The sequence below is a fragment of the Saccharopolyspora elongata genome (assembly GCF_004348985.1).
In the GTDB taxonomy this organism is placed as follows: domain Bacteria; phylum Actinomycetota; class Actinomycetes; order Mycobacteriales; family Pseudonocardiaceae; genus Saccharopolyspora; species Saccharopolyspora elongata.
On the sequence record NZ_SMKW01000078.1, the window covers coordinates 24,209 to 43,637 of the forward strand.

The 19,429-nt window shown below is 66.1% G+C and carries 16 protein-coding genes and 1 pseudogene; 16 read left to right on the forward strand and 1 reads right to left on the reverse strand.

Features of this window, described 5'->3' with window-relative positions; genetic code table 11:
* Positions 1–105 precede the first annotated feature (105 nt).
* The 6 genes from E1288_RS37330 to E1288_RS37355 all read left to right on the forward strand — a co-directional run bounded on the left by E1288_RS37330 (position 106) and on the right by E1288_RS37355 (position 8,285).
* Positions 106–1,080: a 3-oxoacyl-[acyl-carrier-protein] synthase III C-terminal domain-containing protein gene (locus E1288_RS37330; RefSeq protein WP_132493403.1), complete on the forward strand. Its 975-nt coding sequence runs from the start codon at positions 106–108 to the stop codon at positions 1,078–1,080.
* Positions 1,077–2,375: a phenylacetate--CoA ligase family protein gene (locus E1288_RS37335; protein ID WP_235884082.1), complete on the forward strand. Its 1,299-nt coding sequence runs from the start codon at positions 1,077–1,079 to the stop codon at positions 2,373–2,375. Before E1288_RS37330 ends, E1288_RS37335 begins: the two co-directional genes overlap by 4 nt.
* A gap of 84 nt (positions 2,376–2,459) precedes the next feature.
* Positions 2,460–3,590 carry a terpene synthase family protein gene (locus tag E1288_RS37340; protein WP_165968464.1) on the forward strand — a complete coding sequence of 377 codons (1,131 nt, stop codon included), beginning with the start codon at positions 2,460–2,462 and terminating at the stop codon, positions 3,588–3,590.
* Positions 3,587–4,783, forward strand: coding sequence for a cytochrome P450 (locus E1288_RS37345; protein ID WP_132493405.1), 1,197 nt, complete (start codon positions 3,587–3,589; stop codon positions 4,781–4,783). The genes E1288_RS37340 and E1288_RS37345 overlap by 4 nt, the downstream gene beginning before the upstream one ends.
* 458 nt (positions 4,784–5,241) lie before the next feature.
* A complete protein-coding gene (locus tag E1288_RS37350) occupies positions 5,242–6,120 on the forward strand; it encodes a cytochrome P450 (protein ID WP_165968465.1) in 879 nt (292 codons plus the stop codon).
* Positions 6,121–6,437: 317 nt separating this feature from the next.
* Positions 6,438–8,285 carry a ThiF family adenylyltransferase gene (locus E1288_RS37355; protein WP_132493407.1) on the forward strand — a complete coding sequence of 616 codons (1,848 nt, stop codon included), beginning with the start codon at positions 6,438–6,440 and terminating at the stop codon, positions 8,283–8,285.
* A gap of 92 nt (positions 8,286–8,377) precedes the next feature.
* On the opposite strand, the gene E1288_RS37360 is transcribed toward E1288_RS37355, so the two are convergent.
* On the reverse strand, positions 8,378–9,280 hold the full coding sequence (locus E1288_RS37360) for a LysR substrate-binding domain-containing protein (RefSeq protein ID WP_132493408.1): 903 nt from the start codon (positions 9,278–9,280) through the stop codon (positions 8,378–8,380).
* A gap of 119 nt (positions 9,281–9,399) precedes the next feature.
* Between E1288_RS37360 and kdgD the strand changes: the two genes are divergently transcribed.
* From kdgD to E1288_RS37410, 10 genes and pseudogenes are all read left to right on the forward strand, one after another.
* Complete coding sequence (gene kdgD, locus E1288_RS37365) at positions 9,400–10,326, forward strand: 5-dehydro-4-deoxyglucarate dehydratase (RefSeq protein WP_132493409.1); 927 nt, start codon at positions 9,400–9,402, stop codon at positions 10,324–10,326.
* Between the two features lie 29 nt (positions 10,327–10,355).
* Complete coding sequence (locus E1288_RS37370; RefSeq protein ID WP_235884083.1) at positions 10,356–11,978, forward strand: aldehyde dehydrogenase (NADP(+)); 1,623 nt, start codon at positions 10,356–10,358, stop codon at positions 11,976–11,978.
* 249 nt (positions 11,979–12,227) lie between these two features.
* Entirely contained in the window at positions 12,228–13,079 is an 852-nt protein-coding gene (locus E1288_RS37375) for an ABC transporter permease (protein WP_132493411.1), read from the forward strand.
* A gap of 21 nt (positions 13,080–13,100) precedes the next feature.
* On the forward strand, positions 13,101–14,126 hold the full coding sequence (locus E1288_RS37380) for an ABC transporter substrate-binding protein (RefSeq protein WP_132493412.1): 1,026 nt from the start codon (positions 13,101–13,103) through the stop codon (positions 14,124–14,126).
* 19 nt (positions 14,127–14,145) lie between these two features.
* A complete protein-coding gene (locus E1288_RS37385) occupies positions 14,146–14,925 on the forward strand; it encodes an ABC transporter ATP-binding protein (protein WP_132493413.1) in 780 nt (259 codons plus the stop codon).
* A gap of 49 nt (positions 14,926–14,974) precedes the next feature.
* Positions 14,975–16,624 carry an aminopeptidase P family N-terminal domain-containing protein gene (locus E1288_RS37390; protein ID WP_132493414.1) on the forward strand — a complete coding sequence of 550 codons (1,650 nt, stop codon included), beginning with the start codon at positions 14,975–14,977 and terminating at the stop codon, positions 16,622–16,624.
* 104 nt (positions 16,625–16,728) lie between these two features.
* The gene (locus tag E1288_RS37395; RefSeq protein WP_132493415.1) at positions 16,729–17,190 is read left to right on the forward strand and encodes a RidA family protein; all 462 of its coding nucleotides are present in this window, start codon (positions 16,729–16,731) and stop codon (positions 17,188–17,190) included.
* A gap of 54 nt (positions 17,191–17,244) precedes the next feature.
* A pseudogene (locus tag E1288_RS37400) lies at positions 17,245–18,076 on the forward strand (IS5 family transposase).
* Between the two features lie 195 nt (positions 18,077–18,271).
* Positions 18,272–19,168: a MerR family transcriptional regulator gene (locus E1288_RS37405; protein ID WP_235884084.1), complete on the forward strand. Its 897-nt coding sequence runs from the start codon at positions 18,272–18,274 to the stop codon at positions 19,166–19,168.
* 62 nt (positions 19,169–19,230) lie between these two features.
* A partial coding sequence (locus tag E1288_RS37410; protein WP_207954298.1) for a transposase domain-containing protein occupies positions 19,231–19,429 on the forward strand: 199 nt, incomplete at its 3' end.

Genomic DNA, 19,429 nt, shown 5'->3' on the forward strand with positions numbered 1-19,429 from the left:
CCTGGCGGTTCCGTTGCTTGCACGCGAATCGGCGATCAATGGCACTCATTTTCTCGGAACAATACTTGCGCGAAGCGGCGTGAGCCGCAACGAAAGAAGAACACCATGCTCTGGAACGACATATTCGTCAGCGGCACCGGCCGGTACCTGCCGCCCCGCGCCAGCGCCACCGACCTCGTTGGTGACGGCACGATCGACCGCCAAGCACTCGAGATGTCCGACTTCGAGTCCTTTACCGCCTCGCACGGGTTCACCGCCGCGGAGATGGCCGCGAGCGCAGCGACCGACGCCCTCCGCCGCTCCGGGCACGAGGGTGCCGACATCGCCACGGTGATCCACGCCGCCTTCGATGACCAGGAGCACTACGCGCCCGCCTGTTACGTACAGCGGGTTGTGGGTGCCTCCCGGGCGCTTGCGGTCGAGGCGGGCGCGGGCAGCTGCGGTGGCGCTGCGGGACTCGTGCTGGCGGCCTCGCACCTCGCCGCCGATCCCTCCGCCACCTCCGCGCTGGTGACGGCGGCGGGCCGGTTCGTCGCGCCGCGCTGGCCGAGGTGGCTGCCCGGGCTGGGGCACTTCCTGTCCGATGGCGCCGCTGCCGCCGTGCTGAGCCGGGGATCCGGGCGGGCCCGGCTGGTCGCCACCTCCTGCACTGCGGTGCCCGAACTCGAAGACCTGGCCACGCCCACCATCCCCGCGGAAGACGGAAGCCGCATGATGACACAGGCGGAGACGGTCGGCGTCCTGCCCCACGTCGGCACTCTCCAGACAGCCGCCCGCACCGCGGTCGAGCAGGTCCTCCAGGAAGCCGGGGTGTCGCTCGACAAGGTTTCCCGGTTCGCGGTCACCGGATTGGGGTTGGCGCAGCTGACCGTTCTCGTCCTCGAGCCCCTGGGCATACCCAGCGACCGGACCAGTTGGCCGCTGCACCGGACACTGGGCCATGTCGGCCCGTGCGACCAGCTCCTCGGCCTGGACCACTTCCTCCGGGAAGAGTCCCTCGAGCCTTCGGACACCGTCCTCGTGATCGGGATCGGTGCCGGCTTCCGCTTCATCTGCGCGCTCCTGGAGATCACGGAATGACGGACGTCTTCGCCGACGAACGGGGACACATGATGCCGGAACCGGATCTCACCGAACTGGTCGACTTCGCCCGCCGCAATTCTCCCTATTACCGGGACCTGTACGCCGGTGTTGCCGCCGACGGACCGATCCGGGCGGAGGACTTGCCGATCGTCGACCACATCGGCTTCTGGAAGGCCAACACGGTGCAGGACAACCGGGTGCTGACGGCTGGCCACAATGACGGTGTCGTGTTCAAAACCGGTGGGACAACCAACAGCCCCAAACTGACCGTGTACACCAGGGCGGAACTGCACGCCATGGCCCGGCTGCAGGGCGACGGGTACGCGGCGGCGGGACTGCGGACCGGTGACCGGGTTGCCAACCTCTTTTACGCCGGGGAGTTGTACGCCAGTTTCCTGTTCAACGTCCTGTGCCTGCAGGAGACGTGCGTCCCCGTGGTGCACCTGCCGATCGCGGGAAGCCCGTCGCCTGAGGTCATGGCGGACCTGATCATCGAGCAGGAGGCGACCGTGCTGCTGGCCACGCCCACCACGGCCGGCCAAGTCGCATCGCGGCTGACCGCGCGAGGTGACGCGGCGCCCGCGGTCCACCTCTTCCTCTTCGGCGGGGAGGCGTTCTACGAGGATCAGCGCCGACTGATCACCGAGGCGTTCCCCAACGCCGTTGTCCGCTCGCTGGGGTACGCCTCGGTGGACGCGGGGGTGCTGGCCGCGCCCGTCCAGGACGAGCCGGACGCGCGCGTGCATCGTGTCCACCGGCTCCACAAACTGGTGGAGATCGTCGACGACGAAACCGGTGATCCGATCAGGGAACCAGGCCGCCCCGGCAGGCTGCTCGCCACGGACCTCGTCCGGCGGCTGATGCCGCTCATCCGGTATCCGGTCGGTGACCGCGCTGCGTGGGTCGACTACGACGATCGCCGGTTCCGCCTGCTGGGCCGCGCCGACGACGGAGCCAGGGTCGGTCCGGTCACCGTTTACCTGGAGGACCTGCGTGTGGTGATCGAGGAACTGGCCGGCGACCAGCCCATCGCGGGATTCCAGGTGGTGCAACGCCGCCGCGACTCCAAGGACGAACTGGTGCTGCGGATCGGTGGACAGGTCGACGATCCACAGCCGCTTGCCGAGGCGATATCCGCGCGGTTCGACGAGTTGCGCCCGATGTTCGGCGAACACGTGCGCGCCGGGCTGATCAACCCTCTGGTGGTCGAGTTCGTCCCGGCCGACATGATCAAGGTGAACCCCCGCAGCGGCAAGATCGTCCGGCTGCTCGACGAGCGCGTGGCCCCATAGGACGAGGGCCCCTGGACGGGCAGTTTCCTGCTCCTCGGCGAAGAAAAACCCGCCACGGTGAAAATGAATAAGACAAGGAAAGAAATGGCCAGGACGACCCTCTTCGACTGCGGCGAGGACCAGTACTACCTTCCCGACCTCAAGACACGGCTTCCCCTGCGGCAGCACTCAGGCGTTGCGCGCACCCTGGGCGAGACGAGGGCATGGATCAAAGGGTTCCCGGAAATCCGGAATTGGGCCCCTTTCTGCGCGCCGCGAGGGGATATCGACTTGTGGCTGGCACAGGGCTTCGCAGATGTGTGGATTTCTCACCAATTCACGTGCGGAAACGTAGATACATTCAGAATCATCTGTGACCTGGGCGGCTGGATGGTGATGACCGACGATGTTCACAGCGCGCCAGGGCCGTTCCGGGACGCCGATGAGGCCACGCGTAATCGGGCATTGGACCGGGCCATTGAAATCCTGAACGGAGACGGGCAGGAGTTCGACAGGAACCAGCCGTCGTCCGACACAGCCGATGTGCTTGTCCTGGGACGCTGCCTGTCAGACGTCTGGTACCGCCTGTGCCGTTCGGCACCGCCCTCGATCCGCGCGCGCATCGCCCGTGCACTGCAGGGGACCTTGGAATCTTGGAAGGCCGAGGCGTCTGACAGGGGCAGCGGCAGATGTCTGACTCTGGATGAGTTTCTCGAGCGCAGGGATGTCTACGTAGGGATCGACGTCGACTTCCCCGTCCTTGAGTTCATGCTGGGAATAGATCTCCACAGTGAACTCGAAGCCCACGCCGATGCCTTCTCCAAAATATGGCGAATCCTTCGCCGATATACCTCCCTCGTGAATGACTTGTACTCCTTCCGGAAGGAGTACATGGCAGGCAAGGATCTCACCAACTCCATCGCGGCACAGTGCAACATGGAGCATGTACGGATCAGTGACGCGGTCCGTAAGGTAGTGGATCTGGCGGAATCGGCAGAAGAAGAGTTCATCGCCTGCCGCGAACAGTTCATCGCAACACATCCGGAGCTCACGAGTGGCCTGCTGCGCTACCTGGAGTGCCTGGGAGACATCGCGTCCGGAACCGCTTTCTATACGCGATGCTCCCCGCGATACCACGGCGTTGACCACGACTGGTCAGAGATCGGTGGTGGCCTGGTCACCATTGACACGGAACGCACGATCATCCATCCGTGGGTGGAAGAGGCCACCCGATGAACACCGAGCATGTACTGCGTTACCCGTTCGAGCCACCCCCCGCGCTCGCAGTCCCACCCCAGTACGCGTCGCTGCGATCCACGCAGCCCGTGGTCGAGGTGCAGATGCCTTACGGAGGAAGGGGATGGCTGGTCACCCGCTATGAGGACGCGAAACTGGTCTTCTGTGATCCCCGGTTCAGTCGTGCGGCCGCCGCAGGCAAAGACGTACCCCGCATGCGACCGCGGCCTGCCAAAGAGACCTCGATCATGGCTATGGACCCGCCCGAGCACACTCGACTGAGGCGACTGATCGCCCCCAGTCTCACCAAGCGACGTACCGAGCAACTCCGCGCGCATACGAAGAAAATCGCTCAAGAACTCGTAGCCGCCATGGTGGCCAACGGCCCGCCCTGCGACATCGTCGCAGACTTCGCTGTTCCCCTCCCCATCAACGTCCTGCTGAAACTACTCGGTGTCACCACCGAAGACACCCACCGCCTGGTAGCCGCTTCCGACGTGGTGATGTCCAGCACCTCCCATACAGCCGAGGACGTAACCCGGGCGCGTCAGGACCTGGCTCAAGTCATCAATCAGCACATCGCCGCCCGCCGCGAAAACCCAACCGACGATCTCCTGGGCACGCTCGTCAGCGCGCACGAGGCCGGCGAGCGACTCACCGACGCCGAGCTACTCGACATCACAACGGCCCTCCTGGTCGTGGGCTGGGAGACGACGACGTGCCAGATCGCCAACTTCGTCTACCTCCTCATTACCTACCCCGAGCACATGCACTGGCTTTTGGCACACCCAGAAGCCACCCCGAAAGCGGTCGAAGAACTACTGCGATACACCCCCCTCAATAACGGAGCCGATTTCGCCCGCATCGCCACGGAAGACGTCTCGCTGGGCGGCGTGCTCATCCGCAAGGGCGACGCCGTGCTGGTCTCCATTCCGTCGGCCAACCGCGACGAAGCGGTTTTCGCCGCCCCGGAGACCCTCAAGCTCACGAGGCCAGACAACCACCATCTCGCGTTTGGCCACGGGCCACACCATTGCGTCGGTGCCAGCCTGGCACGCATGGAAATCCAGGTCGCTCTCAAAACGCTCATCGAGGGCATACCGGGCCTCCAAAAGGCAGTCCCGGATCAAGAAGTGACCTGGCGCTCCGGATCGATCCTACGCGCCCCCACCTCACTACCCGTCACCTGGTAACACCACGCCCACTCTCAAGGAGCCCATACAGCACGCTGTGGCGTCATCTCCCCTATCCCATGCTGCCATGACGGAGTGAACAACCGATGCTGCAACACCCATCCGACAGGCCTCCACAATCCGAGCACAGAAACCTTTTTCCTGCAGGGTTCCCCCAGGGCCTCACACAACTCCGTGACCTCCACCAGTTGCTGTCCGAAATACGCAGCACAGGCGCTGTGAACCGGATCTCCGACAGCACCTGGTTTGTAGCCCGGTATCGAGAAACCGTACAGGCCCTCACAGACACTCGGCTCAGCAGCGACCCCTCCAAGGGCAGGTGCCCAGCCGACCCCGACCTACAGCAGCACATTTCGCGCGCCGCGTTCCCCCAGAGTCTGTTCACAACGGATCCGCCCAAGCACACTCGCCTGCGCAAGAGCGTCGCCCGCTACTTGACCCACCGCCAAGCCGAACTCATGCGCCCGTTCATCGACCACACAACGCGCTCACTGATCAGCACCGTCACGAAGCGCGGGGTGGTCGATGCCGTAGCGGAGATCGCGGAACCGATCTCCGCCTTGACTATCGGCAAACTTCTCGGCGTACCCAAGGCCGATCTAGACAAGATCGTGCGTTGGTCCCATGATCTCTGGACCGAGCAACTGGACGATAACGCGCGCTGCGTCAGCGCCAATGGCCATAAAGCGCTGCGCGAATACACCGCCTGGCTCCTGCGGAACCCCGAACAAGCAACGACCGACGGACTAATCGGCAAACTCCTGGCCGCCGATACCAACCGACTACACGCGACCGAGATCCTGACCATGGTGATGCTGCTTCTTGTTGCAGGCCTTGATACCAGCATCAGCCTGATCTCCAGCACCCTCCTGCATCTTCTGTGTCACGCAGACCGCCGCCGACTCCTCTACCAATCTCCGGGCACGATACCCAAAGCGATAGAGGAAATACTGCGCTACGAGGGCCCGGCCCTGGCCCCCGTCCACCGTGTGGCAACCGAAGAACTCACCTTGGGAGACAACACCATCAAAGAGGGCGATCGCGTCTTTCTGTGTCTGGCCAGCGCCAACCGGGACGAGCGACGCTTCACACAACCCGACACTGTCCTTATAGACAGACACCCCAACCACCACCTCGGGTTCGGCCATGGAATCCACCGGTGTCCCGGCGCCCCGCTCGCCACATTGTTGACACAGACCGTCGTGACTGCGCTGCTACACGCACCGATCAACATCGAACTTGCAGTCCACCCCCGCGAGTTGCAATGGCGTCAGGGGAAAGTGCGCTGCCTCAGGAGCCTCCCGGTGCGCTTCAAGAGCGCGACCCACAGCGGGTAGCGGACTCCGTCCGCAACTGCCCGCTGTCGTACCGATCTTGGGACAATTTGCAGAAACTGATGCCACACCCCTCGGCCTGGCGAACCTGACGATCCTCGTCCTCGGCGCGCTCGGATAACCGAAGCCACCGCAGCTCAAGCCACCCCATCCTATTCAACGAGACCGTCCAGACCAGCAAAGCTACCGCTACGTAACGGCGAAACTTCAGGAAATACGGAAGATGAACTTCCGGCGAGCGCTGGAGAAAGATCGTGCATTCGAATTTCAGAGGTCCTGATCCGCTCGCCGCTGGCACGGCGAGTTTCGGTGCGGAGGCCGTGAGCCGCAACCTGGACATTCTCACCGAGCGTGAGCAAGCGGTACTGCGGGCCGCGACCGTGCTGGTGGCCGGCTGCGGCAGCGTGGGTGGTGCCGTGGTCGAGCCGCTGGCGCGAATGGGCGTCACCCGTTTCCGGCTCGCCGACCCGGACAGCTTCGACGTGTCGAACCTCAACCGGCAGGCGTGCGTGGTCGCTGATGTCGGCCTGCCGAAACCCGAGGTGCTCGCCCGCCGGGTAGTCGCGATCAGTCCCACCGCCGAGGTGCGCACCTACCCGGACGGTCTCACCCTGGAAAACCTCGACGAGGCGCTCGACGGCGCGCATGTCGCCTTCGACGCGATCGATCCCGCGATGTCCGCGTGGGTCAAGTACCAGCTGCACGAACGCGCCGCCCGACGCGGCATTCCCGTCGTCGCCGGAGTCGACTGGGGCGGAAAACCGGCCGTGTTCGTCTTCGACTACCGCCGCAACCCGCTGCCGTTCCACGGGAAGGCGACCGCGGAAGCGCACCGGGACAACCGTCTGTGGGACTCCGTGCGCTGGTTCGGCAGGACGCACTTCCCCAGCGACTATCTCCCGGTCATGTCCGACCGGCTGGCCAACGGCGGTACCTGGCCGCAGATTTCCTACTGCGTGATGGGTCTCGGCGCGCTCGGCAGCAGGGTTGTGCTCAACTTGCTGATGAACCGACGGGTGAAACCCGTCGTGACGGTGGACCTCCATGCTGCGGCCATGCCGAGAGCCGCGGCGTTGGCACACCGGGTGCGCATGCCGCTGGAACTCGCCCGAACTCTGTGGACCGTTCGCCAGGTGACGCGAAAAGGCGGTTCTCGGCCCGTGCGGAGCGGGCAACGGGAGCGCAAACTGCCCCCGGAACTCGCCGCTGTCCTGGACGGCGCCCGTCTCGCTCCCTCCACGTACAACTCCCAGCCGTGGCGTTTCGAAATCGTCGACCACCACACCGTCCGGCTCGCGCGCAACGGGGAACGCTGGCCGGCAGTGCATCCGGACGAGGTGGGCTGGGCCGAGAACCTCGGATGCGCGCTGGGAGCTCTTTCTTATCTCTCGCACGGCGAGTGGGAGGCGCACGACGGTGCGCTCACGGACCAGAGCTGGTTCGCAGGCCGATTCCGCCTCGATCGCCTGCGTGATGACTTCTTGACCCGCCAGGGTGTTCTGGGGGCACGTTCGACGCACCGAGACGACATGCTGTCGACCCCGATCGACTGCACGACCCTGAAGCAGGTCGAAAAACTGTGTGCCGACCGAAATGTCGAGCTGGAGACGATGAGCAGCTCGGAAGCCCGAAGCAGGCGCCTCGGCCGGACCGAACGCGATAAGTCCACGTTGATCTGCAACGTGGACGAACTGTGGGCGTGGGTGCGCAAGCGGGCCGATACCGAGTTCGGCCTCAGTTCGTTCGGCACACCTCACGACCTGCTCGGAATCTCCGGTGTCGCCGGACGTCTTGCATCGGCTCTGGCGGGGTCGGCGATACCGGACGTAGTCAGACGCCGCGTGCTGGCCGGGGTCGTCGAGCACAGACGTGCCCGACAGCTGCGCAATTGCGGCGCGCTACTCGTGCTGCGCGGCCCACGTCGGAGCGTAGCTGACCGCATCAACGCGGGTGAGACGTTGATGCGACTGTGGCTGGCCCTGGTTGAGCAAGGATACGCGGCTCAACCGTTGCTGGGAGAATTCGGCGGACTCGGGATCCCTTCGACCAAAGACACCTCCGGCGACAATGCCGTGCTGGCGGTCCTGCGTGTCGGCAAGGGAACCAGACCACCGACCACGAGAGTGGCGCGCTGTCCGCTGGCGACGTCGGTGAAGTGGGTCGAATAGCAAACTCACGCTGAACTCAGGCCCCGGTAGTTCGCGATTGACGTCCTTCCCACGGCTAAAGCCGGGGGATTCCAACCAGCGCTAACGCCTGATCAGGAGAAGCCTCGGCTGGCCACGTCGATCACCAGGTCCCGGACGGCGTGCAAAGCGGGGTTGTCGTCGTTCGCCCGCCAGGCTGCGACGAGTTCGACCGGCTCGCCCTCGATCCCGGCCACCGGGCGCAGCGCGACGCCGTCCAGCCCGAGCGCCTCGGCTGCTTGCGGTACGAGCGCCAAGCCGAGCCCGGCCCGCACCAGGGCCAGGATCGTGTGCACCTGGGTTAGGTGGTGAACGTACCGGGGAGCGACTCCTGCGCTGCGGAACACGCCAACCAGCACCTCGTGGAAGTAGCGGGCCTCGGTCGGCGAGTACATGACGAACGGTTGGCCGTCGAGGTCGCGCACGTGCAGCACCCGGCCCGGCGCGGCCAGCGGATGTCCGTCCGGGATCGCGGCCAGCAGGGCCTCGTGGTGCAGCGGGAGGTGCTCCAGCTCCCGGCCGGAGACCGGCGGACGGACCAGGCCCAGGTCCAGTTCCCCGGACCGCAGCTCCTCCAGCTGGATTCCGGACACTCGCTCGCGTAGCACCAGGTCGACGCCCGGCAGTCGGGTGCGAATGGCGCCGACGACGGCGTCGAGCACCGAGTGCGCCGACGACGCCGTGAAACCCAGCGCCACCGTCCCGATCTCGCCCGCGGGTACCCGACGCACTGACAGCGCCGCCTGGTCGGACAGCCCGAGGATGCGCCGGGCGTCGCCCAGGAACGCCCGCCCGGCGGCGGTGAGCCGGACAGCCCGGCCGGTCCGGTCGAACAGCTCGACGTCCAGCTCGCGCTCCAACAGCTGGATCCGCCGGGACAGCGGGGGCTGGGTCATCGACAGTCGTTCCGCCGCGCGGCCGTAGTGCAGTGTCTCGGCGACAGCGACGAAGCTCTCCAGCTGGCTCAGTGTAAACACGGATTCATTATAGGTATCGGTTAATGCTGAAACAGTGTTGGACGTGCATCGTTTTGGTTCTTACGGTGGAGCCCAATCGCCGTCGCGCAGGAATGCAATTCCCCCAGGAGGAAACGCTGATGCCCGTCTTCACCCCGACCGAGCTTGCCGAGCGCCTCGGCTCCGGGCTGCTGTCGTTCCCGGTCACCCACTTCACCCGGGACCTGGCGTTCGACGAGCCCGCCTACCGGGAGAACATCATCCGCCTCGGCAAGTACGAGGTCGCCGGCCTGTTCGCCGCTGGCGGGACTGGGGAGTTCTTCTCCCTGACCCCGAAGGAGGTCGGCAACGTCGTCCGGGCGGCCGTCGGCAGCGCGCCGGAGGGCACCCCGATCCTCGCTCCGGCCGGGCACGGCACCGCGCAGGCGGTCGAGATGGCCCGCGATGCCGAGGCGGCCGGCGCCGACGGCCTGCTGCTGTTCCCGCCCTACCTCACTGAGGCCTCCCCCGACGGCCTCAGCGCTCATGTGCGCGCGGTCTGCGAGTCCACTTCGCTGGGTGTGGTGCTCTATAGCCGGGCGAACGCTGTGTACACATCGGAGACGGTGGCCACGCTTGCTGACGCCTGCCCGAACCTGGTCGGTTTCAAGGACGGTGTCGGTGACCTGGAGGCGATCACTCGGATTCACTCGCGTCTCGGTGACCGCTTGGTGTACATCGGTGGGCTGCCGACTGCGGAGACGTTCGCGCTGCCGTACCTGGAGTTGGGTGTCACGACCTACAGCTCGGCGATCTTCAACTTCCTGCCCGAGTTCGCCCTGACCTTCTACCGCGCGGTGCGGGCAGGGGACCGAACGAAGGTGCGTCGACTGCTCGACGACGTCGTGCTGCCCTATACCGCGATTCGTGACCGCAAGGCGGGCTACGCGGTCAGCATCGTCAAGGCCGGCATGAATCTCGTCGGGCACCCGGCCGGTCCGGTCCGGCCTCCGCTGACTGACCTGGATGACGCCGAGAACGCACTGTTGGTCGACGTCGTCGAAACCTCGCGCACCGCCACCATCTGAGCACAGCGATGAAGCGGAAGGAGACACTCGTGTCCGCTCCCCCACAGACCTGCCCGACCGGCGCCATGGTCATCGGAGCCGAACCCGTCATCGGCACGGGCGAGGAAGTCCGATCCGCCGATCCCCGTACTGGCGCGGCTATCGGCCCCGCCTACCCGGCGGCGTCGGTCGAGCAGGTCGAGCGGGCTTGTGCGCTGGCAGCGCAGGCGTTTCCGGTGTTTCGGGCGACCACCGCCGAGCGGCGTGCCGAGTTCCTCGAGTGCATCGCCGATCTGCTCGACGAGCGCCGGGAGGCACTGGTCGAGCGCGCTCACCTCGAGACCGCGCTGCCCCGTCCGCGGCTCACCGGCGAAGTCGGTCGCACCAGCGGTCAGCTGCGCCTGTTCGCCGCGGAGCTGCGGGCCGGGACCTGGCAGGGCGCCCGGATCGATCCGGCACGGCCCGGCGGCGCCCCGCTGCCACGCCCCGATATCCGGCAGCGCCGGATCCCGCTCGGCCCGGTCGCGGTGTTCGGCGCGAGCAACTTTCCATTGGCCTTCTCCACCGCTGGGGGCGACACGGCGTCGGCGCTGGCCGCAGGGTGCCCGGTCGTTGTCAAGGCGCATCCGGCACATCTGGGTACCGCGGAGCTGGCGGCACGGGCGATCGCCGACGCAGCGGCCGAGACGGGGATGCCCGAGGGCGTGTTCTCCCAGCTCGTCGGTAGCGGGACCGAAATCGGTGCCCGGCTCGTCAGCGATCCGCGGATTCGTGCCGTGGGCTTCACCGGGTCCCGCGGCGGCGGGCTTGCGATCGCGGCCGCAGCTGCGGCGCGGCCAGTGCCGATCCCGGTGTACGCCGAGATGAGCAGCATCAATCCGGTGCTGCTGCTACCCGCAGCGCTCGGATCCCGCGGCGCCGAGCTGGGCGACGCGTTCGCCGGATCCCTGACGCTCGGCGCCGGGCAGTTCTGCACCAACCCTGGCTTGGTGCTTGCCGTCGACGGACCGGGCCTCGACGCGTTCACCAGGGCCGCGGCCGACGCCGTAGCCACCAACGCCGGAGCCACCATGCTCACCACCGGTATCGCCGACCACTACGCCACCGCCGGTGACACCCTTACCGCCCGGGACGGCGTCGATGAGCTCGCACGCGGCAGCCGACCCGGCGATGCGGCCGGGGGCTGCGCCAGGCTGCTGACCGTAGCTGGCGCCCGTTTCGTCGCCGATCCGAAGCTGCAGGCCGAGGTCTTCGGTGCGACGTCGCTGCTCGTCCGATGCGCAGACACCACCGAGTTGACCGCAGCCGTATGCGCGCTGGAAGGTCAGCTCACCGCCACCGTGCACGCAGATGAGGCCGATTACCCGCTCGCCGCGAAGCTGCTACCGCTCTTGGAGGAGCGGGCCGGTCGCATCCTTTTCGATGGCTGGCCCACCGGAGTCGAAGTCGGACACGCGATGGTGCACGGCGGCCCGTTCCCGGCCACGACAGACCCGCGCAGCACCTCGGTCGGGACGCTCGCGATCGAGCGCTTCCTGCGACCCGTCGCCTATCAAGACGTTCCGGCGGGTCTGTTGCCGGCCGAGGTTCGCGACGACAATCCGGTTGGCGTATGGCGTCGCCTCGACGGTGAACCCGGTCGAGACGCGCTCGCCGCCGACAGCGCCGATTGACCAGTGTCGGCCGTGTGTGACGGGTTACCCCCGACCAGATCCGGCCCTCGCCGACCATTCCCGCGACCGCCCGGTCGCAACCCTTCCAATGTTGTGAGGACCTAATGACACCGCGATCGTTCACGTCGTCACTGCCACCTCTCCCCGCCACTGGCTCCCACTGGCGTCCACATCCGCAGTCGGAAGTCGTCGATGCTCGTCCCGCGGCGCTGTCCGCGCACGGCGCGCCTTTTGATGGGAGCTCCCGCCATGGCCACTCCTGAAGTCAGTTCGGACGGCCTGCGCCAGTCCTCGCCCGAGGCAGCGCTCGGTGGACAGCCGACACCTCGGCCGAGAAGACCCAGCCGTGACTCGATCGCGGCCGGCGTGAAGGCAGTCGCGGGAATCGTCGGGCTCTTCGTCGTCTGGCAGCTGCTGGTGATCATCTTCGATCCGCCGGAATTCCTGCTCGTCGGGCCGATCTCGGCATTCGCCGAGCTGATCGAGCGGCCCGGGTACTTCGCGAGCAACACCTTCGTCACGTTGCAGGAGGCGCTTGCCGGTTTTGCGCTGGGCACTGCACTCGGGGTTCTGTGCGGTGCGGCGCTGCACTACTCGACGACCGTGCGCAGTTTCCTCTACCCCGCGCTCATCGCGATCGACACCATCCCCAAGGTTGCGCTCGCACCGCTGTTCATCGTGTGGTTCGGGTTCGGCTTCGAGTCCAAGGCGTTCGTCGCGATGGCCATCGCGTTCTTCCCGCTGGTGATCAACACCTATGACGGCCTGAGCTCGGTACCCCACGAACTGCAGGAGCTGGCACGGATCAACAAGGCGTCGCAGTGGAAGAAGATGACGAAGATCGAGTTCATCTACGCGATCCCATCGATCTTCTCCGGAGCGAAGATCTCCATCTCGCTCGCTGTGGGTGGGGCGGTCGTCGGTGAGTTCATCGCCGGCTCGAAGGGGTTGGGATATGTCATCCTCCTCGCCAACAGCCAGGTCGACCTGCCGTCGATGTTCGCGGCCTTCATCGTGCTCGCCGCCATCGCCCTGGCGTTGTTCTTCATCGTCGACTTCGCGGGACGAAAGCTGGTCCCGTGGAAGAACCACGCGAAGTGACCGCGGGGATCGGAGACTCGAATGCGGAACTCCACTCGTAAGATCGCCGCGATCGTCGGGGCGGTGCTGCTCGTGGCCCTGTCGGGCTGCACGAGCGGCAGCGGGAAGAACTCGATGACCCTCATGCTCGACGTGGCCTACCTGCCGAAGCACGCCCCGTTCATCTCGGCCGTCGAGCGGGGCTTCTTCAAAGCGGAAGGCATCGACCTCACAGTCATGCCAGGGTCGGGATCGACCAACACCGTCACCTCCGTCGACACCGGCAAGGTCGACGCCGGCTGGGCGGACTTCGGCGCCACGGTCACCAGCCAGGGCAGGGGCGCCGAAGTCAAGCAGGTCAACCTCCTGCAGGCCAGGTCCGCCTACGCGGTCGTCGCCCTCGCGGGCACCGGAATCAACGGATGGGCCGATCTCCCGGGCAAGACAGTCGCCACCGAGGGAGCAGGCGCGATGACCGCGATGTGGCCGTACGCGATGAGCAAGCTCGGGCTCAAGGAGGGCGATGTCAACGTCGTCCACGCCACGAGCGGATCGAAGATCCCCGGACTGCTGGCCGGACAGTGGGACGCCAACCTCGCCCTGTACGTCTCCGACGAGCCGGCCATTGACGCGCTCGACCGGAAGGCCGTTGTGCTGAAGTGGTCCGACCTGGGCATCGACCTCTACGGCAACGGGATCGTCGTCTCCGACGAGAAGCTCAGAAACGATCCCGAGCAGGTGCGGAGGTTCAACCGGGCGATGCAGAAGGGCTTCCTGTGGGCGTGCCAGCACCCGGCCGAAGCCGCCCAGGACTTCCAGAAAGAGGTCTCGGGCTTCGAGACCAAGACCATCACCCTCGCAATCGGCGAGCAGTGCGCCCTCAACTGGGGCACCGGTGAGGCGGCGGACCAGTTCGGTGTCATGGACGACGCCGGCGTCCAGAAAATGATCGACGTCGCCCGCCAGTTCCTCGGCCTGAACCCGGCGAGCCACCTCACCCCAGCCGACGTGTACAGCAACGCCTACCTCGAACCGCTGCACCGCAACGAGACCATCCAGGCGCCGTGACGGCCGAACGGAGAGTCACATGAACAACGAGTACGCCATCTCGGTCAACAACGTGGGAAAGACCTACCGATCCCGGGACGGCCAGGACAACCCGGTGCTCAAGGGACTGGACTTCCACGTGAAGCCGGGACAGTTCGTCTCGATCGTCGGCCAGTCGGGAAGCGGGAAAACCACGCTGCTCAAAACGATCTCCGGCCTGCAGGAGCCCACCGAGGGCGAAATCCTGGTCAAGGGACGGCCGATCCGCGACGGGATCGAGGACATCGCGATGGTGTTCCAAAGCCCCGTGCTCCTGCCATGGCGCAACAACATCGACAACGTGCTCCTGCCCCTGGAGTTCCGCGGCACCCGCACCGACGAGTCACGCCGCTACGCCCAGGAACTGCTCGAGATGGTCGGGCTGGGCGGCAAAGCCAAGCACTACTCCTACGAGCTCAGCGGCGGGATGCAGCAGCGGGTGGCCATCTGCCGCGCGCTGGTCTCCCACCCCGAGCTGCTGCTCATGGACGAGCCCTTCGGTGCGCTCGACGCTATGACCCGCGATTCGATGAACTTCGAGATCCAGCGCATCTGGCAGGCCACGGGGTGCAGCGTCCTGTTCGTCACGCACAGCATCTCCGAGGCGGTCTGGCTCGGTGACCGGGTGGTCGTCGTCGGCGGCCGCCCCGGCCGTATCGTCGCCGACATCGCGATCGACCTCCCGCGGCCCCGGGGCAAGGAGCACCGGTTCTCCGCAGCCTTCTCCGACTACACAACGGAAATCGAATCCCACATCGGTGTCATGACCGGAATCAGCTGACCGCCGCCAGCCCGGCCTCCCGACCCGAAATCGACATCAGGGAATACCAATGCTGAGCCTCACCGCAGACGCCTCGCAGGTCGAACGAACCTACGGTCTCAATGCACGCAAGAGCTTGCTGTTCTCCGCGATCCGCCTCGACTCCTACCCGCTCGTCGCACCACTGATCGCACAGACCGACAACGGCCAGTACCTGCTCGTGCGCCAACAAGAGCAGGGCAACGCCCTCTCAGCCGGAGTCCCGAAGGACCAGATCAAGTTCTACGCACCCTGGGTCACGATCGACCCCCGAATCGTCGCCGACACCCCCGCCTCGGCGTCGCTGACGAGCCTGGTCAAGGAACTCGCCGATGGCGCTGCGGTCAGCCTCGCCGCCGACGTCGTCTACAGCCACTACCGCACGCTCTCCGGCTCCGTCGAACTCGTCGTCTCCGACCAGGACTCCACCCCGGTCACCGCATACGAACTCGACCTCGAGGAGGTCCTGGCGAGGTTCGCGGCCTGGCGCGAGACGGGCGTCCACACCGCGCGGCGGCTGATCGAGAACGTCGCACACCTTTCAGGCCTGGCGGAGGAGTTCACCGCCGGCGAGGACAGCCGGTTCTCGGCGCTGAAGACGCTCGTCGCCGACCGCTCCCTCGACGCCCTGCTCCTCGCTGCACCGCCCAACTTCACCGAGGCCACCGGGTTCGCGCAGCCGGACGGAACAGCCGCCCTGTGGCTCGCCGGTTCGGACAGGCTGGTCGTGCTGGCACCCGATGGAGCCTCCGGGGTCTCCGAGTCTCCCGTCGGCCAGTTCCCGTCCATCGGCGCAGCCGTCCGGGAGCTGGCCAACGGAGTGCGGATCGGCGTCGAGGACGAGTGGATCAGCGTCGGCCTTGCCCGCGAACTCGAGCGCGAGGGAGCGGAACTGATTCCGGTCTCGACCGACCTCGGCCACTGGCGGGACACCCGCGACCACGAGGACCTCGCCTTCCAGGTCGTCGCCGCCCGGGCGAGCGTGTTCGCCATCGAGGAGGCACTGGCCTGGGCGGAGGAAGGCCTGGACGCCGGCCGCTCGTTCTCCGAACTCGACATCAACGCCGTGTACCTCGACAAGATCGCCGAATTCCGCACGGTGAACGAGATCCCCTTCGGCATCGAGCCCTACTTCACCAACCTGCACTCGTCCAACCGGATGCTCTTCCCCGGCCCACCCGTCGACTACCCGATCAACGACGAGACGACCTGCATCCAGCTCGACGCCGGGGTGCGCATCGTTGTCGACGGGGTAACCGTCGCCACCTCCGACATGGCCCGCTCCCTGCCGCGCACCGCGGCGGCGAAGGAGGCGTACCGCTTCTTCTTCGACGTGGTGCGCGAGGGCATCATCGGGCAGCTCAAGCCCGGCGTGGTGTGCGAAGACGTGCACGAGGGAACCTTGCGCTACCTGGCGCCCCACCTGGACCGGATGGTCGAGATCGGGATGCTCGGAACGGACGTCGATTTCAACAGCGAATACCGAAAGCGCAACGTCGGCCACCTCATGGGCAAACAGGAGTCGTTCGCGAACGAACTCCGGCCCGGATACAAGCACGTCCTTGAAGTCGGCTCGTATGGTGCCGCCGAAATCCCGTGGCGCTACGAGAACGCGGCAATCGGCACCGAGGACCTCTGGTACATCGGACGCGACCGGACCTACATCGTGAGCAAACGATGACGGCTGAACAGCCAAATCGTGCGTGCGGAGCGGGTCCAACGCGGGGCCAGGAACGCGCGATCCAACCCGCGTCGCTTGTCCGGCATATCGAATTGGGATGCAACATGACTGACGTGCAAGAGCGTCTCAAAGCGCTGTCCATCGAGCTCCCTGTGCTCGGTGCGCCCCGCTACGCGTATGAGGCGACCGTACGATGCGGCGATCTCCTTTATGTGTCCGGCCAAATCTCACGGACCGCCTCGGGCGAGATCCTGCAAGGCTGTCTGGGAGACGATGCGACCGTGGCTGACGGAGTGACCGCCGCGAGAACCTCCGCGCTCAATCTACTGGCGCGCATACATGACGCAGTCGGCCTCGGCAACGTACAGCAGGTACTGAAGCTCAATGCCTGGGCCACGAGTTCACGAGACTTCGTGAACCAGCCGACGGTGATCGATGGGGCTTCGCAGCTGTTGCTCGACGTTCTGGGCGACGCGGGTCGCCACGCACGAACCGCCCTGCCGGCCCACGTGCTCCCCCAAGGTGCGCTCGTGGAACTCGACGCCACGATCGCCCTTCGCGGCTAGACCGTGTTTTAGGTTCGGATTCCTGTGCGCGCCCTGCACGAGGATGATCAAGATGTGGGGCGAGGCGATCTTTCTGATGAGCAGTGGTCGGTGCTGGAGTCGTTGCTGCCTGCGGTGGGCATAAGTCGCGAGTGGCCTGGCTGTCGGCGGCTGGTAGACGGTGTGCGGTGGCGGGTTCGGACCGTGGCAGACGGTGTATGGACTGTTCCGAAGATGGCAGCGTCGGGGCGTGTGGGCCCGGCTGCTGACGTTGTCGCAGGCGAGGGCTGATGCGGCCGGACTGATCTTCTGGGAGGTCAATGTCGACTCCACCATCTGCCGGGCACACCAGCACGCTGCCGGTGCCCGTCGGCGCGGTGCTGTGCAGAAGGAACCGCCAGGCGGAGTGAGCGCCGAACCTGAAGACCATGGACTGGGCAGGTCGCGAGGCGGGGTTCACCACGAAGATTCATCTGGCGTGTGAGCAGGGACAGAAGCCGTTGTCGCTGCTGATCACCGCCGGGCAGCGCGGTGACAGTCCGCAGTTCGAGCCGGTCCTCAACGCGATCGGGGTGCCCCGGCCTGGTGTCGGCCGGCCGAGAAGCCGCCCAATGCGGGTGCGAGGCGACAAGGCGTACTCTTCACGCGCGAATCGCGCCTACCTGCGCAGACGTGGCATCAGGTGCACGATTCCTGAGCCGGTCGATCAGGTCCGAAACCGCAGGCGCCGCGGACGTGGCGGTGGCCGTCCGCCCTTCTTCGACCGCGAGGACTACAAGGCCCGGCACGCGGTCGAATGCGGGATCAGCCGTCTCAAGCAGCACCGGGCCGTGGCAACCCGGTTCGACAAACTTGCGGTTCGATTCGAGGCGACGTTCAGGTCGCGGCGATTCATCAGTGGCTGTGAACCCTCAGCCCGCCGTCGTGCGGATGCCCCAGCAGGAAACGACGGCCCTGCGGTCATTACGGAGGAAGGGCACATTTCCTGGCATTGGCGCGCGGCGGTGTGTACAGGGTTGCACCTTCCGTAGCGGCATGTGGTCCAGTGGACTTACGTCCCCGATCCCTTGAGGAAAGGTCCCTGCTCATGCATTCGTCTTTCATGCCACCCCGCCAGGTCAAGATCGGTGACGCGGCGGCCTTCGCCGGCACCACGCCACGGGCGATTCGCCATTACCACGAGATCGGCCTGCTCCCCGAGCCTGAGCGGGGCGGTGATGACCGCCGCCGCTACGGCTACGAGGACATAATCCGCCTGCTGTGGATTCGCAAGATGGCCAACGCCGGGATCGCCCTGGACGACATCCGTGACGCCTTTACCACCGGCACGGCTTCCGCCGGTGCGGACAGCGGAGACGGTATCGCGGGCTTCCTGGAGCGGTTGGAGGAAACCCTCGCCGAGCAGGAGGCGGAATTGCGGCGGCAACGGACCGCCGTGCAGCGGATGCGCACCGAAGGCAGCCGGATGGGCCTGCTCTCCGACTTCGTCACCGAACGCCTCAAGAGCCTGCCCGACGGCTCCCTGCGTCAGGCGGACCTGGACAGTCTGCTGGTCACTGAGCGGATCTTCGGCCCGCTCGGCGCGGCCGTCCAGGCCACCCGCTTCGTCGTCCTGGCCACGCATCCCACTCTGCGGGAGGATTCCGACCGCATCGATGACGCCGAGGAGGCACTCGATGACAGCGTCGCCGTCGATGATCCACGGGTGGCTCAAGTGGCCGTCGAGCGGCACGCCTTCGAAAGCGCCCTGCAGGCCGTCATCGAGGAGTCCGGCCTGGGTAAGGACGACGATGCCCTCTGCGACGCCTGGGACACTTTGCACCCTGCTACCGCCGATGACGGCGAGGACGAGGCCGACCTCAGCTCTGGCAGGCGGGAGGCTGACTCCATGAGCGCGTTCGAAGCCACCGGCAAGATGCCCTACGACTTCTCCCCAGCCCGCCTGCGCTGTATGGAACTGGCCGAAGAACTATCCGCCCAAGACTCACCCGCTACCTAAAACACGGCCTAGACCCAATGCCGGTCGTTTAGGTTGTCGCGTGGCCGGTAGCCTGCGTGCTTGTGGATCTTGAGGCAGGTGCGGGCGCGGGTGTCAGCGTGGCCGATCGGGCCGCCGTCGGCGTGCTGACCCGTACGTTCCCTGTGGAATTGGTCGATCGAGTTATTGATCAGTACTGGCGTAGGGAACAGCGGACCCGCGCACTGCCCGCCCGGCTGATGTTCTACTTCACGCTGGTCTTGTGCCTGTTTCCGCACGAGT

Coding starts and splice junctions, on each gene's coding strand:
- E1288_RS37380 (WP_132493412.1), top strand. CDS start 13,101: ATGCGGAACTCCACTCGTAAGATCGCCGCGATCGTCGGGGCGGTGCTG.
- E1288_RS37385 (WP_132493413.1), top strand. CDS start 14,146: ATGAACAACGAGTACGCCATCTCGGTCAACAACGTGGGAAAGACCTAC.
- E1288_RS37375 (WP_132493411.1), top strand. CDS start 12,228: ATGGCCACTCCTGAAGTCAGTTCGGACGGCCTGCGCCAGTCCTCGCCC.
- E1288_RS37405 (WP_235884084.1), top strand. CDS start 18,272: ATGCCACCCCGCCAGGTCAAGATCGGTGACGCGGCGGCCTTCGCCGGC.
- E1288_RS37350 (WP_165968465.1), top strand. CDS start 5,242: ATGCGCCCGTTCATCGACCACACAACGCGCTCACTGATCAGCACCGTC.
- E1288_RS37330 (WP_132493403.1), top strand. CDS start 106: ATGCTCTGGAACGACATATTCGTCAGCGGCACCGGCCGGTACCTGCCG.
- E1288_RS37395 (WP_132493415.1), top strand. CDS start 16,729: ATGACTGACGTGCAAGAGCGTCTCAAAGCGCTGTCCATCGAGCTCCCT.
- E1288_RS37335 (WP_235884082.1), top strand. CDS start 1,077: ATGACGGACGTCTTCGCCGACGAACGGGGACACATGATGCCGGAACCG.
- E1288_RS37345 (WP_132493405.1), top strand. CDS start 3,587: ATGAACACCGAGCATGTACTGCGTTACCCGTTCGAGCCACCCCCCGCG.
- kdgD (WP_132493409.1), top strand. CDS start 9,400: ATGCCCGTCTTCACCCCGACCGAGCTTGCCGAGCGCCTCGGCTCCGGG.
- E1288_RS37340 (WP_165968464.1), top strand. CDS start 2,460: ATGGCCAGGACGACCCTCTTCGACTGCGGCGAGGACCAGTACTACCTT.
- E1288_RS37390 (WP_132493414.1), top strand. CDS start 14,975: ATGCTGAGCCTCACCGCAGACGCCTCGCAGGTCGAACGAACCTACGGT.